12 protein-coding genes are annotated in these 15,885 nt (G+C 71.6%); 8 read left to right on the top strand and 4 right to left on the bottom strand.

What is annotated here, in order from left to right; translation table 11 throughout:
* Window positions 1-16: 16 nt before the first annotated feature.
* From OHA64_RS37605 to OHA64_RS37595, 3 genes are all read left to right on the top strand, one after another.
* The gene (locus tag OHA64_RS37605) at window positions 17-2,827 is read left to right on the top strand and encodes an AAA family ATPase (protein WP_405620997.1); all 2,811 of its coding nucleotides are present in this window, start codon (window positions 17-19) and stop codon (window positions 2,825-2,827) included.
* Between the two features lie 250 nt (window positions 2,828-3,077).
* Window positions 3,078-3,869 (top strand): S1 family peptidase, encoded by a 792-nt coding sequence (locus OHA64_RS37600; RefSeq protein WP_405620995.1) that lies wholly within the window; start codon window positions 3,078-3,080, stop codon window positions 3,867-3,869.
* Window positions 3,870-4,036: 167 nt separating this feature from the next.
* Window positions 4,037-4,720: an FxLYD domain-containing protein gene (locus OHA64_RS37595; protein ID WP_405620993.1), complete on the top strand. Its 684-nt coding sequence runs from the start codon at window positions 4,037-4,039 to the stop codon at window positions 4,718-4,720.
* A 161-nt stretch (window positions 4,721-4,881) separates the two neighbouring features.
* On the opposite strand, the gene OHA64_RS37590 is transcribed toward OHA64_RS37595, so the two are convergent.
* From OHA64_RS37590 to OHA64_RS37580, 3 genes are all read right to left on the bottom strand, one after another.
* Window positions 4,882-6,009: a winged helix DNA-binding domain-containing protein gene (locus OHA64_RS37590; RefSeq protein WP_405620991.1), complete on the bottom strand. Its 1,128-nt coding sequence runs from the start codon at window positions 6,007-6,009 to the stop codon at window positions 4,882-4,884.
* Between the two features lie 305 nt (window positions 6,010-6,314).
* Window positions 6,315-7,526, bottom strand: coding sequence for an RNA-guided endonuclease InsQ/TnpB family protein (locus OHA64_RS37585; protein WP_405620989.1), 1,212 nt, complete (start codon window positions 7,524-7,526; stop codon window positions 6,315-6,317).
* A gap of 136 nt (window positions 7,527-7,662) precedes the next feature.
* Window positions 7,663-8,727, bottom strand: coding sequence for a hypothetical protein (locus OHA64_RS37580; protein WP_405620987.1), 1,065 nt, complete (start codon window positions 8,725-8,727; stop codon window positions 7,663-7,665).
* A gap of 183 nt (window positions 8,728-8,910) precedes the next feature.
* Between OHA64_RS37580 and OHA64_RS37575 the strand changes: the two genes are divergently transcribed.
* From OHA64_RS37575 to OHA64_RS37565, 3 genes are all read left to right on the top strand, one after another.
* Window positions 8,911-9,183 carry a heavy-metal-associated domain-containing protein gene (locus tag OHA64_RS37575; RefSeq protein ID WP_405620985.1) on the top strand — a complete coding sequence of 91 codons (273 nt, stop codon included), beginning with the start codon at window positions 8,911-8,913 and terminating at the stop codon, window positions 9,181-9,183.
* Window positions 9,184-9,264: 81 nt separating this feature from the next.
* A complete protein-coding gene (locus tag OHA64_RS37570; protein WP_405620983.1) occupies window positions 9,265-11,535 on the top strand; it encodes a heavy metal translocating P-type ATPase in 2,271 nt (756 codons plus the stop codon).
* 141 nt (window positions 11,536-11,676) lie between these two features.
* Window positions 11,677-12,315, top strand: coding sequence for a hypothetical protein (locus OHA64_RS37565; RefSeq protein ID WP_405620981.1), 639 nt, complete (start codon window positions 11,677-11,679; stop codon window positions 12,313-12,315).
* A gap of 179 nt (window positions 12,316-12,494) precedes the next feature.
* On the opposite strand, the gene OHA64_RS37560 is transcribed toward OHA64_RS37565, so the two are convergent.
* A complete protein-coding gene (locus tag OHA64_RS37560; protein ID WP_405620979.1) occupies window positions 12,495-13,100 on the bottom strand; it encodes a TetR/AcrR family transcriptional regulator in 606 nt (201 codons plus the stop codon).
* 133 nt (window positions 13,101-13,233) lie between these two features.
* Between OHA64_RS37560 and OHA64_RS37555 the strand changes: the two genes are divergently transcribed.
* Both OHA64_RS37555 and OHA64_RS37550 read left to right on the top strand, forming a co-directional pair.
* On the top strand, window positions 13,234-14,061 hold the full coding sequence (locus OHA64_RS37555; protein ID WP_405620977.1) for an alpha/beta fold hydrolase: 828 nt from the start codon (window positions 13,234-13,236) through the stop codon (window positions 14,059-14,061).
* Between the two features lie 243 nt (window positions 14,062-14,304).
* Window positions 14,305-15,870 carry a serine/threonine-protein kinase gene (locus OHA64_RS37550; RefSeq protein WP_405620975.1) on the top strand — a complete coding sequence of 522 codons (1,566 nt, stop codon included), beginning with the start codon at window positions 14,305-14,307 and terminating at the stop codon, window positions 15,868-15,870.
* Window positions 15,871-15,885: the final 15 nt, after the last annotated feature.

Raw genomic sequence — 15,885 nt, 5'->3', positions numbered from 1 at the left:
CACACGGAGGGGAGCGGTGACCGTGCGACGGGACTTCAAGGAGCCTGCCCGATGCCGCCCCGACCTGCTGATCGGCAGGGAGGAGCTGTTCACCACCGCGCGTGAGCAGCTCGTCCGCGGCGGCAGCGTGCTGCTCCACGGCCCGGCCGGAATAGGAAAGTCGACGGTCCTGCGGAGTTTGGCGGCCGAATACACCGGCACGGCCGGTGCCGTCCTGCGCTGCTCCGCCACGGAGTCCGAATCCCATCTCCCCTTCCTGGCCCTGGCCGACCTCCTCGGCCTGGTCGTCGACAAGGTGTCCGGCCGGCTGCCCGCCGCCCAGCGCACCGCCCTGGAGTCGGCGCTCACCGGCCGCGGCGAGTCCACCCTCCAGCGTGACGGGCTGGCCCTGCGTCTGGCCGTACTGTCCGTGCTGCGCGCACTCGCCGCCGAGGGCCCCGTCCTGGTCGTCGCGGACGACCTCCAGTGGCTGGATCCGGCCAGCGCGGAACTCCTCGGCTTCGCCGCCCGCCGCCTCGGCGACACCCCCGTCCAGCTGCTGTGCGCGGTGCGGACGGAGGGACAGGAGTACGACAGGCATCTACGCGCGTTGCCCCCGGACAGCCTGGCGATCCGGCTCAACCCGCTCTCCCGCACCCAGGTGTCCGAGCTGCTGGACCACCGCGGCTACACCGGTCTGCCGCGCTCCACCGCCCGGGACATCCACCGCACCAGCGGCGGCAACCCGCTGTTCGCACTGGAACTGGGCCGGGCGCTGGCCGAGAACCCGACCCCGCCCCGGCCCGGCGAGCCTCTGCACGTACCCACCTCGCTGCGGGCCCTGGTGCTCAACCGGCTGGAGATGCTCTCCGACGAGGCCCGTCGCACCCTGCTGGTGGCCAGCGCGGGCGCCCGCCCCACGCTGGCGCTGTTGCACGCGGCCGGCCGGGACAACGCCGAGGCGGAGACCGCGCAGGCGGCGGCCCTCGGGCTGCTGGCGACGGAGCCGGAGGGGCCCGCCGTACGGTTCGCGCATCCGCTGATCTCGGCGGCGCTGTACGCGGAGGCCCCCGCGCAGGAGCGGCGGGCCGCGCACGGCGCGCTGTCCACGGCGGCCTCCGATCCCATCGAGCGGGCCCGGCATCTGGCGCTGGCGACCACCGGAACCGACCCGGAGGTGGCGGCCAGGCTCGCCGAGGCCGCCACCCAGGCCCGGGACCGCGGCGCCCCCTCGGTGGCCGCGTCGCTGGGGCTGCTTGCGGCCCGGCACACCCCGGCCGACACCGTGCCGGGGCCGGACGAGCGGCGGTTGCAGGCCGCGGAGGACGCGATCACCGCCGGTGAGGTGGACCTGGCGCGGGACATCGCCGGGGAGGTGCTGACCCGGGCGACCGTGCCCGCGGACCGGGTTCGGGCCTGGATGGTGGTCATCGAGTCCGCCGGGCAGGCCCTCGGGGACGTCGACGCCGTCTTCCCGCAGGCGCTGGCCGACGCGGGCGACAACCCCCGGCTGCTCGCCCTGGTCCACTACCAGCTGGCCTGGCGGGGCCTGGTCGTCCAGGGCGACTTCGCGGAGGGCCGGGAGCAGGCCGCGCACGCGGCCGAGCTGGCCGCGCGAGCCGGTGACCGGCGCACCGAACTGCTGGCCCTCGCCTTCCAGGCCCAGACGGAGACCCTGATGGGCCATCCCGACGCCCCCACGACCATCAACCGGGCGCTCAGGGAGCCCCAGGACCCTCAGGTGGCGTGTCATCACAACGGGCCGGGGCTGACCCGGTTCCGGTGGCTGCTGATGAGCGACCAGCTGGCCGAGGCACGCACCACCGTGACCGCGCTGCTGCGCGAGGTGCGGCGGCGCGGCATGGTCGAGAGCGAGGTGCACTTCCTGCGGCTGGTCGCGGAGACCGAACTGCGCTCGGGGCACTGCGGCCGGGCCCTCGACCTGGCCCGGGAGAGCCTGCGGCTGGCCCGTGACTCCGGCATCGGCGAGGTGGCCTCCGCGCTGCTCACCTCGTTCGCGGAGGCGGCCGGCGGGGACGTCGACCGGGCGCTGACGCTGGCCCGGGAGGCCGCGGACCACGCCGAGGTGGACGGCGACCAGATGTACGTCTCGCGGGCCCTGGCCGCCCTCGGTCATGCCCAGCTGGTGGCCGGGGACGCCCCGGGGGCGGTCCGGTCGCTGCGCCGGGTACGGGAGTTGGAGCTCGGGCTCGGCATCACCGACCCGGCGCGGGGACGCTGGCACGGCGACCTCGCCGAAGCCCTCGTCCGCACTGGTGAACTCGCCGAGGCGCAGGACCTCATCACGGTGACCCGCGAGCACGCGTTGCGGCTGCGCCGCGAGTGCGTGCTCGCCGTACTGGACCGCGCGGAGGCACTGGTGCGGGCGGCCCGCGGCCAACACGAGGCCGCCCTCGGGCAGTTGACCTCGGCGCAGGACCGGCTCGCCAAACTGGGCTACGGCCTGGAGGAGGCGCGGGCCGCGTTCGCACTGGCCGCGCTGCGCACCCGGCGGCCGGGACCGACGTCGTACGACGAGGCGGCGCGACTGTTCCGGCGCTGCCGGGCGCTGCCCTGGCTGCGGCAGGTGGAGGCCGCCACGGTGCCGCCGCCGGCCGAACCGACCGTGGTCCCGGCGCCCGCGCTCGACGCGCTGGACGGACTGGCCGCGATGGAGCGTCAGGTCGCCGCGCTGGTCATGGAGGGCGCCACCAACCGGGAGATAGCCGGGCGGCTGTTCATCAGCGTCAAGACGGTGGAGGCGACGTTGACCCGGGTCTACCGCAAGCTCGGGATCCGGTCGCGGGTGGACATCGTCAGACTGGCGGCGGGCCGCCGTTCGACGTGAGCACATGAACACGTGAGCCCAGCGGGTTTCCGGGATGTTTCGGCGTCCCACGCGGGGGTTCGGACAGGGCCGACCGAGGGTTTTCCCTGCCCAACTCCCTTAGGGGGTTCCCTCATTGGGAAGGGGAACTTCCGGGTTCTAGCGTGAGGGACGTGCCGCTCGCCCGGTCATACGGGGGTCGGTCCCGAGACCCCCGTGCACCACCCCCACCCGCGCGACCCCCCACCGGCAACCCCCAATGAGGAGACTCATGTTCGGGCTCGACCGCGCCAAGAAGACCGCCGCTGTCCTGGCGGCCACCGCTGCCGCCGCCACGACCGCGCTGATCGGCTCCCCCGCCGCCGTCGCCGCTCCCCAGCCCATCGTGGGCGGTACGACGACCACCACGACCGCCTACCCGTTCATGATGCAGATCACGGACGCCTCGCAGAACCAGTTCTGCGGCGGCACCCTGGTCTCGCCCACCAAGGTCGTCACCGCGGCGCACTGCATGGTCGGCGAAACCACCAGCAGCGTCCGCGTGGTGGGTGGCCGCACCTACCTCAACGGCACCAACGGCACGGTCAGCAGAGTCAGCAAGATCTGGGTCCACCCCAGTTACACGGACGCCACCAACGGCGACGACGTGGCCGTGCTGACGCTGTCGACGTCGATGCCCTACACCACGGCGTCGTACGTCTCCTCCTCCCAGACCAGCATCTACGCGGCCGGCACCACCGCCCGCATCGTGGGCTGGGGCACCACCTCCGCGAACGGCAGCTCCTCCAACCAGCTGCGCACCGCGACCGTTCCGACGGTCTCCGACACCAGCTGTGCGAGTTCCTACGGCTCCGACTTCATCGCGAGCGACATGGTCTGCGCCGGATACACCTCCGGCGGCGTCGACACCTGCCAGGGCGACAGCGGCGGCCCCTTCCTCATCGGAGGCGTCCTGGCAGGGATCACTTCTTGGGGCGAGGGCTGTGCCGAGGCCGGTTACCCGGGTGTCTACACCCGGCTGACCACCTTCTCCAGCCTGGTGACCACTCAGGTCAACTCGTAACCCAGAAGGTCTTCCTGAGCACCCCTCAGGTGAGATACCAGGGGGCGTTGCGGGCCTCCACGAGCGGCCCGCAACGCCCCCTGTCCATGTGCCGCTGTCCCGCCGAGGGCTTACCGTGTCCCTCTCTGATCACAGAGGACGTTCATCACACGGACCGTGGGGGGTTCATGTCGTACGGGTATCCGGGGCCGGGGGACGAGCGGCAACCGCCGCCGCAGCAGCCGCCGGGGCAACAGTGGCAGCAGCCGGGACAGCAGTGGCAGCAACCCGGGCCGGGGTGGCGGCAGCCGCCTCCGCCGCCGGGATGGCAGCAGTCCGGACCGGGCTGGGGAGGGCCGCCGCCGCCACGCAAGAGCAACACGGGCCTGATCGTGGGCCTGACCATCGGCGGCGCGGTCATCGTCCTGGTCGGGCTCGGCGTGATCGGTGTCATGGCGGTCAGTGACGACTCCTCCAAGGACGGCGGTTCGGCCGCCCGGTCCACTGCCTCGGAACAGAGCACCGCCGAGGAGGGGAACCCGGCGGAGGCGTCGGCCGAGGGGTCGGCGACGGGGGAACCGGCCGAGGAGTCCGGCGCCGAGGGGGAGGTGAAGATCACCGGCTGCGAGGTGGACTCGCTGACGACCTGGGCGTCGGCCGAGGTACTGATCACCAACCGGACGTCCAAGAAGGCCGACTACATCATCAACGTCGAGTTCGTGAACAGCTCCGGCAAGCGCCTCGGCGAGGCCCTGGCCGCGGTCAACAGCCTGGCCCCGGGCCAGAAGTCGGAGGAGACGGCACAGGGGCTGGACACGATCAAGGGCGAGATCGAGTGCAAGGTGACCGAGGTGACGCGGTACCTGTCGTAGGCGAGACGCTGGGGGCCGGGGGCTGGGTGACCGGCCGCTGAGGGCCGGCGGTTCGACCGCTTATGGCGGGGGGCCGGCCGACCGCTGACGGCTGGGGGCTGGGTGGCCGACCGCTGACGGCTGGGGCTCGGCCGCTGATGGCCGGGTCACCGGCCCTTTCCTCACCTGATGACGGTGCCGAAGTGGATGTCGTACGACGACCCCGGGTGCATCACGCTCAACAGGTGCTCCCCCTCCTCGGTCACCGCGCGGCGCTGGTCCCTGGTGAGGCGGCCGAAGGGCTCGATGACGAGGTGGTCGTCCTCGAGTTTCCACACGCCCGCCAGGAATCCGTCGACCAGGAGGGTGCGGTGGGCCTGGTTGCCCTGCCAGGCGCGACCCCAGTACTCCGGAGGGACGACACGGGTGCGGTCGGCGTGGGAGAGGAGCAGGTTGTCGAACTCGGGGAGGAAGCGGGGCGGGGCAGGGGTGTTGGGGTCGGGTCGGGGCGCGTCCGGGAGGTCGAAGAGTTCGACGCCCTGTTCGTCTCGGAAGGTGACCAGGTCCGGACGGAGGCGTTCGAAGGCGTCACGCAGACGGGTCAGGCCGGCCCAGGTCTGCATGTCCTTGACGGACGCCGGGCCGAACGCGGCGAGGTAGCGCAGGACGGTGGCGTCGGGGGTGGGCGCCGGTTCCGCGGGGCGGCCCAGCCAGTGCTCGGCCGTGGTGAGTGCGACCTGGCCGCTGCGTTCCCACAGTCCGCGCGGGGTCACCTGGACCAGCGGCAGCCTGCAGCGGGCGGCGATCGCGAGGGCCTGCGGATCGGCGTCCGGCCAGGCGGCCAGTAGCGCCTCGCGCAGCTGTTTCATGGTGCGCGGCTCGGCCTCGACGAGGTCCCGGGCGAGCGCGGCCAGCCGGTCGAGGTCGACACCCTCAAGTCCCCTGCGGAAGATGGTGAGTTCACGGTCCCGGGCGGGCTGGACCAGGGGCCGCAGGGTGAGGCAGTCGGCGGCGGTGTGGGTGTGGATGGTCGAGCGCATGGTGACGATGCGCACCACCTCGCGGTCCGCCATCAGCTCGGACAGCTCGCCGGGGGTGAAGCCGTCGAGTCGGGCGGCGAGGGCGTAGTACGGGGGCTTCACGTTCTGCGCCTGGAGGCCCAGCAGGTGCTCGACGGCGGCCTTGGCGGACAGCGGCGCGCGGCGCAACAGCAGTTGCCGGTCGAGGGTGGCCCGGTTGAGGGCGCGGGTGTCGAGAACGGGTGCCGTGGCCGCCGAGCGCGGGGTGTTCCGCTTCGTCGTCTTCGTCATACCGGGCACGCTAGCGGTGATCGCGGACAGCTTCGGTCCGCAACTCTCGGCGAACGGGAGAGGGGCATCCCCGCCGACACGCCACGCACCCACAGAGGTGATCCGACTCCGAATGCGGAAGCGGCGCGCGCCGGACCGGTGGCCGTCGGCCGGCCCGGCCGCGTCATACGATGCGGCCGGGCTGCGGCGTGAGCACGCGCCGCAGCGGGACCACGGCACCCGACCGGAAGTCACTGAAGGACTGCCGCAGTAGTCAGTGCGCGTGCGTTGAATCCTCCCCTCCCTGAAGGGAGGGGATTCCTGGCTCAGGCCGCCTCCTGGAGCAGCGCTCCAGGAGGTCTTCCGCCCTCGGCACCAGCCGGGTTGAGACCAGCCCGGACGAGCATCACGCGTGCGGAGTTCTTGTCCCGTGGGGACACCGCTCCGCACACGGTGCAGGTGTAGGTGCGCTCACCCAGCGGCAGGCGATGCTTGGCTCTCGCATCGCAGTGCCCGCAGTCCATCGTGGTGTGCGCGGGGTGGACCAAGCGGATGTCCCGCCCGTACTTACGGCCCATCTCGATCAGAGCGGCCTTGGTGGCGCCGATGGCGGCGTCGGCGGCCTTGCGGGCCATGGTGGTCCTGGCCAGGAACTTCGGGCGGAAGTCCTCGACCGCGATGGCGTCGTGGTCACGGACCACCTTCTTGGCCCACTTACGGCCGGTGTCCTCACGCCGCCTGGCGACCTTCTTGTACGCCTTCGCCCGCAGTCTCTTCGCCTCGCGGTAGCCCTTCGACGCCGGCTGTCCCTTCTTCGGCCTGCGGCGGGCCATCATCCGGTCGTACCGGGTCAGCTTGGCCCGGGCCTTCCTACCGCGCCCGGCGTGCGGCAGGTCGTGCGCGTCGGACGTGGTGGTCGCGGTCTCCTTCACACCCCAGTCGACACCGAGCACCCGACCGGTCTGAGGCAGGGGCTGGACCTGGGCGGGGACCACGAACGAGGCGTACCAGTGCCCGAGGCTGTCCTGGTACACACGCACCGAGGACGGCTCCCCCGCCAGATCCCGCGACCACACCACCACCACGACGATGCCGCCCGCCAGGTGCAGCCGGCCGTCCTTCAACCGGAACCCGCGCTTGGTGTAGTTGAAGGTCGGCAGCGCCTCGCGCTTGGATTTCCACTTCGGCATCCCGGCCCGGCGCGCCATGGGCAGACGCTCTGCGATGTCCTTGTGCGCCTTGGCGCGGGAGCGTCCGAAGTCGCGGATGACCTGCTGCTGGACAACCGATGAGCCCTCACGCAGCCACGGCATACGGGCGCGGGCCTCGGTCAGCATCCTGTCGAGCTGCGCCGGACCACACGCGGCCTTCTGACCGGTCGCCTTGTTGTGCAGGTGTACAGCCTTGGACTTGGCGACACACTCGTTCCACAGCCAGCGGCACCGGTCCCACTCCGCCGCCAATGCCGTGCGGGCGGGAGACGACAGGCGCAGCCGGAAGTTGTACCGCGCATGCCCGCCCTCCGCAACCGCCGCCACCTCGCCCCCCCAGTCTCCGACCGGAACACGTGCCGTCCCGAACCCTCCGAAAGACCGTACGTACGACAGCCGCACAAACGCACCCCGATCCCACAACCACCACCCCGACCAGCGATCACCGGAACACGCGTTCGTATCACCTCGGCGACACCGGCAGTGGTACGGGCGCTCCGCGCCCTGAACCGGACGCGGCGACGCCCCGCGTCACGACACCCGGATGCGAGTCCACCCCGGCGTGAACGCCAGGGCCTCCTCGCAAGAAACAGGTGAACGCGGCCGTGCGGACCTTGCCCTCGTGCTTGAAGTCCAGGAACAGCCGGTAGGCACCCTCGCTGGGCGCGGTCGCCGTGAAGGAGACGTCGGGGCCGGGCCTGGTCTTGCCGTCGCCGGGCTCACCGTTGGGGTGGACGTGCAGGTAGGCGAGGTCTCCGGAGCGCAGGGCGACAAGGTGGCCGTACGCGCCGAGGTAGGGCTGGAGGTCACGCACCGGCTTGCCGTCCTTGGTGACGGTCAGCTTGAGTTCGTCGGCCTTGCCGGGGGTCAGGGCGCCGCCCAGCTCGACGTCGTAGCCGTCCACCGTGGCCGTGCTGTTGTGCCCGGGTAGCGCGTTGGGCTCGTAGGCTCCGGAGACGGCGAGGTCGGCACCGAGCGTGAGCCCTTCTCCGCCCTTGGGCTTGAAGTCGGCGAAGACCCGGTAGCCACCCGCCTCGGGGAGGTCCACAGGAGTGGACCAGGTGCCGTCGGCCGCCCGGGTGGGGTGCAGATGGCGGTAGGTCGTCAGGTCTCGTGAGGCGAGGATCAGATGCAGTTCCTTGTCGTGCTCCCTCTCGTACGCCGAAACCTGTCGTCCCGTCGAGTCCTGCACGACGGCGAAGCGCAGTTGTGTCTTCTTGTCGGCCTGAAGGCGCGGGGTCTTCAGGTCGAGCGTGTAGCCGCCGTCCGAGATCTGAAGACCCCCGGGCGGGGACGCCGCGCTGCCACCCTCCTGCTGCTGACCGCCCGCTTCGTGGCCCTGTTCATGGCCGCCGCCCTGTTCGGTGCCGGCGTCCTGTTCGGCGCCGGCGCCCCCGGCGTGCTTCCCGTGAGCGGCGCTCGTCGGCTCGGGCGAGATCTCGCCGACGCCGCTGCCGACGCCGTAGGCGGTGCCGAAGGTCGCGGCGAGGGCGGCGCCGAAGACCGTGATCCGCAGTCCGGTGTTCATGTCTCGCACTCCTCGATCTCCCGGCCACCCTGTCTGGCGGCCTTCACACACTTCAACATACCCCTAGGGGGTACCAAGTCAAGTCGGATCCACGCTTGCGCTTGATACGGGTGGGGGGTATACAGGGAACTCAACCGAACGGATACCCCAGCGGGGTATCCACTCGCCCACGATGGAGGAACCGTGTCGGACTGCTGCACCCCGGATGGAAGCTGCCACACCCAGACGGAGACCAAGACCGTCTACAAGGTCCACGGCGTCGGCAGCGCCCACTGCCAGGGCATCGTCGCCAAGGCGGTGGGAGCCCTGGACGAGGTCAGGACGGTCGAGGTCGAGATCGGCACCGGCCTGGTCACCGTGACGACCGCCGCCGAGCCCGGCGAGGAGCTCGACAAACTGATCGCCGACACCGTCGACGAGGCCGGCTACGACTTCGCCGGCCGCGCGGCCGTCTGAGCCGCCCCGCCCGGGGTGGGGCCGCAGCCAGGCCCCACCCTCGTTTTTCCGTGTCGCGTCCGTGAGCTGCGAGGAGCAGACATGACCACCACCACGCCCGGCGCCGCCAAGGTCGAACTCGCCATCGGCGGCATGACCTGCGCCTCGTGCGCCGCCCGGATCGAGAAGAAGCTCAACCGCATGGACGGGGTCGAGGCCACCGTCAACTACGCCACCGAGAAGGCGAAAGTCACCTTCAGCGAGGACATCGCCGTCACCGATCTGATCGCCACGGTGGAGGCCACCGGCTACACCGCCCGGGAACCCGAGCGCGACCCCGCGCGCGGCGGATCCGGGCCCGGGTCCTCCGCTGAAGGACAGGAGTCCGATGAACTGCGGCCGCTGCGCGAGCGGTTGATCACGGCGGTCGCCCTCGCGGTCCCGGTGATCGCGATGGCGATGGCTCCCGCCCTGCAGTTCGAGTACTGGCAGTGGCTGTCGCTGACGCTGGCGGCGCCCGTGGTGACATACGCCGCCTGGCCCTTCCACAAGGCGGCCTGGACCAACGCCCGGCACGGCGCGGCGACCATGGACACCCTGATCTCCGTCGGTACGTCGGCGGCGTTCCTGTGGTCGCTGTGGGCGCTGTTCTTCGGCACTGCGGGCACGCCCGGCATGACGCACCCCTTCGAGTTCACCATCGCCCGCACCGACGGCGCCGGGAACATCTACCTGGAGGCCGCCGCCGGCGTCACCGCGTTCATCCTCGCCGGCCGGTACTTCGAGGCCCGCTCGAAGCGGAAGGCGGGCGCGGCGCTGAAGGCGCTCATGGAACTCGGCGCGAAGGAGGTCACCGTCCTGCGAGGCGGCCGGGAAGAGCGCGTCCCGGTCGGGGAGTTGAAGGTGGGCGACCGCTTCCTGGTCCGCCCCGGTGAGAAGATCGCCACCGACGGCACGGTCGTCGAGGGCTCCTCCGCGGTCGACGCCTCCATGCTCACCGGTGAGTCCGTCCCGGTGGAGGTCGCGGCCGGCGACGGTGTCACCGGCGCCACCCTCAACGCCGGCGGCCGGCTGGTCGTGGAGGCCACGCGGGTCGGCTCCGACACACAGCTCGCCCGTATGGCCAAGCTGGTGGAGGACGCGCAGAACGGCAAGGCGGCGGCCCAGCGGCTCGCGGACCGGATCTCAGCGGTCTTCGTACCGGTCGTGATCGCCCTGGCACTCGGCACCCTGGGCTTCTGGCTCGGCAACGGCTCGGGCCTGACCGCCGCCTTCACCGCGGCCGTGGCGGTGCTGATCATCGCCTGCCCGTGCGCGCTGGGCCTGGCCACCCCGACCGCGCTCATGGTCGGCACGGGGCGCGGCGCCCAGCTCGGCATCCTCATCAAGGGCCCGGAGGTCCTGGAGTCCACCCGCAGGGTCGACACCATCGTCCTCGACAAGACCGGCACCGTCACCACCGGCCGGATGACCCTGCTCGCCGTGCACACCGCGGACGGGACGGACGAGGACGTCGCGCTGCGCCTCGCGGGCGCCCTGGAGCACTCTTCGGAACACCCCATCGCCCAGGCGGTCGCCGCCGGCGCCACCGCCCGCGTGGGCACCCTGCCCGCCCCCGAGGACTTCGCCAACCTGGCGGGACTGGGTGTCCAGGGCATCGTGGAGGGCCACGCCGTCCTCGTCGGCCGGCAGAAGCTGCTGGACGAATGGGCCATCGGCCTGCCCGTGCGGTTGGAGCGCGCCAAGGCCGAGGCCGAGGCCGCCGGGCGCACCGCCATCGCGGTCGCGTGGGACGGCGAGGCCCGCGCGGTCCTCGAAGTCGCCGACGCCGTCAAGGAGACCAGCCCGGAAGCGATCCGGCGGCTGCGCGCCCTCGGCCTCACGCCCATGCTGCTGACCGGCGACAACAAGACGGTCGCGGAGTCCGTCGCGGCCGAGGTCGGCATCGCCCGCGAGCATGTGATCGCCGAGGTCATGCCTCAGGACAAGGTGGACGTCGTCAAGCGCCTCCAGGGCGAGGGCCGTTCGGTCGCCATGGTCGGCGACGGCGTCAACGACGCCGCCGCGCTCGCCCAGGCCGACCTCGGTCTGGCGATGGGCACCGGCACCGACGCCGCCATCGAGGCCGGCGACCTGACCCTCGTACGGGGCGACCTCAGGGCGGCCGCGGACGCCATCCGGTTGTCCCGCAGGACGCTCGGCACCATCAGGTCCAACCTGTTCTGGGCCTTCGCCTACAACGTCGCCGCTCTCCCCCTCGCCGCCTCCGGGCTCCTCAACCCGATGATCGCCGGAGCGGCGATGGCGTTCTCCTCGGTGTTCGTGGTCGGCAACAGCCTTCGCCTGCGCGGCTTCAAGCCCACCGACCGATGAGCCACCGACGAGGAGGACCCCATGGCCGGAGCCCGGGTTCGCGGAGGTGGTGGACGCACACTCGTGGCCTGCGCGTTTCTGTGGTCTCCGGAGGGGGGCTCGGCGCCTGTGGTGGCGCATGAGCTCGGAACCTCGGAGCCGATGAGCCGGATTGCCAGCGGAACAAGGCAGCACACGCGGCTGCGCTTCGACGGCTGGATCGCGGGCCTGGGCACGTCATCCGGGACGCGTGTCGTGCTGGGGCACTGGCCGGGTTCGCCGTTCGGACCCTTCAGCGATGTGATGCTGGAGCGGGCCGACGGGGAACGGCTGCTGATGGCCCCGACGCGTGAGACGGCGGACTTCGTCGGCGGCACCTACGACTTCGACACCGTGCGCGTCGTCCCGGTCGAGGTGAGCGTCGACGGCGACACCTGGACCGTCAACGCGGGCTCACTGGTCCTGCGCTTCGCCACCGGTCGACGAGGACTCCTGGGACTGATGCTGTGTGCCGTGCCCGGCGTGCTCGCCCGGTGTCCGGCGTGGAGCGCGGTGACGGGCCTGCCCGCCCGTGCCCTGCTCCGCGGCGTGCGCACTCGTGGCAGCGCCGGCGAGGGTCGCAGGGAGTGGTACGGGGCCCGTGATCTGCGGCCGATCCGCGCGGCGTCGGCGTTCTTCGAGGGTCACGACCTCGGTACGACGGCATCGGTCGACCCGCCCGTGCGGTTCGGGTTCGGTTCGGTGCCGCGGAAACCCGCGCTCACCCGGGTCACGACGACGGTCGAACTCTCACCGGAGTGAGAACACCGCTGGGCGACGCGGACCTGCGCGCCCGCGCCTGGCAGCGGCACGTGCCGAGTCCGGGTCCTGACGACCGGACGGGCCGCCCTGGTCGTCCGGGTCACCGGGGTATCGGGGCACCGGGGTATCGGGTCGCCAGGTCGGAGACGGGGCGACGGCAGCCACCGGCGCCCCGGCCGCTACGCGGTCGAGCGCACCGCGGCCCGGGTCAGGGTCTCCGCGGTGCGTACGGCACTGGAGACGGCCTCCTCGGGATCGAGCCCGCACAGATCGGTGAGGGTGAAGAGCGCCTCGGCGCTCACGACGACCGCGAGGTCCCGTTCGAGCTGGGTGAACGCCTCCGGGTCCGTCGCGCCGAGCGTGTCCTGAAGGGGGAGGAGTGCGTGCTCGATCAGACCGAAGCGGATTCCGGGCCGGTTCGTCACCGTCTCGGGCCGGGTGATCGTGGCGGCGATCATCGCGCGCACCGAGCCCTGGCGGGCGAGGATGCCGCGGAGCAGGAACTCGCAGGCGAAAGCGATGCGTTCGACGGGGTCGGTGGAGTCCGCGACCGGCGCGAGCGCTTCGGCGGGGGGCGGCCAGACTCCTGCGAGTGCCTCGCTGATCAGTGAGGGGAGGTCGGGGAAGTACCGGTAGGCCGTGGCCTCGGAGACCAGGGCCGCGTGGGCGACCGTGGGCATGGTCACCTCGGCGCCCGTCCCGATGAGCTCTCGCGCGGCCGCCACGATCGCCGTACGCGTGCGCTGCTTCTGGTTGGTGCGGCCGGTACCCGCCTGCGCCGTCATGGGGGACCTCCTCCTGTTGACGCATCCACACGATAGCAGTCAGCCTTCGTTATGAGAGTGCACTTGCATGACGAGACTCGACCCCTCTAATCTCATGAGAGTCAGCTCTCACGAAGGAGAAGGAGCGGCCCCCATGACCCAGTCCACCCAGACCACCCAGTCCACCCACACCCTCACGCTCGACCAGGGCACTCTCGACGTCACCGTCGACCTCCATGGACAGCAGGGGCGCCCCTTCCTGCTCCTGCACGGCGGCGGAGGCCCGCAGACCGTCACCCCGTTCGCCGGTCTCCTGGCCGAACAGCGGCCGGCCCGGGTGTTCACCCCCGTCCACCCCGGCTTCGGCGGCACGGCTCACCCCGACTGGCTGACCGACGTCACGACCCTGGCCCAGGTCTACGCACACCTGCTGGACGCGCTCGACCTGCGGGACGTCGCCGTCGTCGGCAACTCGATCGGTGGCTGGATCGCCGCCGAACTGGCAGCCCTGGGCAGCGACCGGATCAGCAGCGTCACCCTTGTCAACGCGGTCGGCATCGACGTCCCCGGCCACCCGATAGCCGACACCTTCTCCCTCACACCCGTCGAGCTGTCCCGCCTCTCCTTCCACGACCCGTCGAAGTTCCGCTTCGACCCCAGCTCGCTGACCGAGGCACAGCGAGCGGTCATGGCCACCAACCGTGCAGCCCTACAGGTCTATTCGGGCCCCCACGCGATGGCCGACCCCACCCTTGCCGAGCGACTCTCCAAGGTCACCCGCCCGACCCTGGTCGCCTGGGGCGCGAGCGACCGGATCGTGGACGCCGACTACGGACGCGCGTACGCGCAGGCCGTCCCCGACGCGGAGTTTCGCCTGCTGGAGGGCACCGGCCACATGCCCCAGTCCGAGACGCCCGAGCAACTCCTCCCGGTGGTCTGGGACTTCACCGACTCCCACGCCGGCGCCCGACCGCGGTCCTGACCCCTGAAGGATGTGTGCGCCACACGCCTCCCCCGTCCCGCCCCGCATTGAAAGGCCCTCTGTCGCACCGTAGTTGACGACATGTGACCACGATGCGCTCCGCTATGCTCAGCCCCGTTCGAACGAAAAGCGACCGACCGAAAAGCGACTGACCGAACGAACGACGATCGATCGAACGACGGCAGAACGAACGATGGCCGAGCGGCGATGACCGGCGGACACCCAGTCCCCCGGGAAGGAAACGTGAGAGAGCACGTGATATCGGAAAATGGCGATGACCAGGCGGCGACGCGTTCCCAACGCCGCTCGGAGCGACTGATCGCCGGTCGGTACCTGCTCCACGACGTGCTCGGCAGAGGCGGCATGGGCACGGTCTGGCGCGCACACGACCAGCTCCTTGACCGCCCGGTCGCCGCAAAGGAACTGCACATCCTCGCCCACGGCGACGACGAGCACCGCATCCGGATGCGCCGTGCCATGCGTGAGGCGCGCGCGGTCGCCCGGGTACCGCACCCGCACGTGGTCGGCGTCCACGACCTGGTCGAGTCGGAGGACCGGCTGTGGATCGTGATGGAGCTCGTCGAGGGCCCCTCACTGGCCCACCGTGTCGCTGAGACCGGACCGCTCACCCCGCAGCACACGGCCGCGCTCGGTCTGCACATGCTCGACGCGCTGGTGGCCGTGCACGCGGCAGGCACGCTGCACCGCGACGTCAAACCCGCCAACGTCCTGCTGCGCCAGGACGGAGACGCCGTGCTCACCGACTTCGGTATCGCGGCCCTGGACGACGGTGAGTTCCTGACCACCACCGGCGAACTGGTCGGTTCTCTCGAGTTCATGGCACCCGAGCGGGTGACGGGATCGGAGACCGGCCCGGCCTCCGACCTGTGGTCCCTGGGCGCGACCCTCGCCACGGTCTGTGGCGGTCAGTCCCCCTTCCGCAGGCCAGGAGCGCCCGCGACACTGCACGCGGTGGCGTACGAGGAACCCGTTCTGTCGGAGCGGCTCGGCCCACTGCGGCCGGTCGTCGAGGCGCTGCTGCGCAAGTCGCCCGACGAGCGCCCCTCGGCGGCCAGTGCGCGTGCCGCGCTGCGGCGCGTCACGGCGGGAGAGGTGGAAGCCGGGCCGCTGCCCTCGGCGACCGTGCGCACGCGGCGGCCGTCGACCCCGTTGGCCGACGCGGACACCGTGACCAGCGGCCGGCAGCGGCTCGTCGCGGCCGGGGCGACCGTGCCGGCGGCGCGGCACACCTCGTCGGCCGGGCCCGCAGGTCATCAGACGTCCGGCTCGTCGGGGCCGAAGCGGCTGTGGTGGGCGCTGGCCGGTACGGCGGTGCTGGCGGCGGGTGTCGCAGGCGGGCTGTTCCTCACCGGGGTACTGCCGCTCAAGGAGGGCCCGAAGACGACGACCGTCAGTCAAGTCGTCCAGTCGGCGACCGGCTGGCAGCCGGTGACCGGAGCGGACGTCCGGCGGGGAGACAAGGTCACCGTGCGGTTCGTCTCGGGACAATGGACGGCGGACCACCGGAACAAGCCCATGACCGGACCGGCCGGCTACGACGCGGCCACCGAAGCGTCCATGGCCGGAGCCAAGGACTGCAAGGTCAAGCCCGCGGCACGTTTCGGCACCCTCTTGGCAGTCCTCGCGGGCGAGAAGGACTTCCCTGTCCACACCGTCGGACAGGAGCTGGCCTTCCGGGCCGCCGGGAACGGCACCCTGCAACTGGGCATGAACGACACCGCCGGAGCCTGCTCCGAGGACAACAGGGGCGCGCTGACGGTGAAGGTGAGCGTCACGCACCAGGACTGAGTTCAGGACATCGCC

The sequence above is a fragment of the Streptomyces sp. NBC_00076 genome (genome assembly GCF_045041235.1).
Classification (GTDB): domain Bacteria; phylum Actinomycetota; class Actinomycetes; order Streptomycetales; family Streptomycetaceae; genus Streptomyces.
Note: the sequence above shows the minus strand (reverse complement) of the source record. Positions and strands in the feature narration are given on the sequence as shown.

What these genes read in the sequence shown, in the direction of transcription:
- OHA64_RS37600 (WP_405620995.1), top strand. Translation starts at nt 3,078, where the DNA reads ATGTTCGGGCTCGACCGCGCCAAGAAGACCGCCGCTGTCCTGGCGGCC.
- OHA64_RS37595 (WP_405620993.1), top strand. Translation starts at nt 4,037, where the DNA reads ATGTCGTACGGGTATCCGGGGCCGGGGGACGAGCGGCAACCGCCGCCG.
- OHA64_RS37590 (WP_405620991.1), bottom strand. Translation starts at nt 6,009, where the DNA reads ATGACGAAGACGACGAAGCGGAACACCCCGCGCTCGGCGGCCACGGCA.
- OHA64_RS37580 (WP_405620987.1), bottom strand. Translation starts at nt 8,727, where the DNA reads ATGAACACCGGACTGCGGATCACGGTCTTCGGCGCCGCCCTCGCCGCG.
- OHA64_RS37570 (WP_405620983.1), top strand. Translation starts at nt 9,265, where the DNA reads ATGACCACCACCACGCCCGGCGCCGCCAAGGTCGAACTCGCCATCGGC.
- OHA64_RS37565 (WP_405620981.1), top strand. Translation starts at nt 11,677, where the DNA reads ATGAGCCGGATTGCCAGCGGAACAAGGCAGCACACGCGGCTGCGCTTC.
- OHA64_RS37560 (WP_405620979.1), bottom strand. Translation starts at nt 13,100, where the DNA reads ATGACGGCGCAGGCGGGTACCGGCCGCACCAACCAGAAGCAGCGCACG.
- OHA64_RS37555 (WP_405620977.1), top strand. Translation starts at nt 13,234, where the DNA reads ATGACCCAGTCCACCCAGACCACCCAGTCCACCCACACCCTCACGCTC.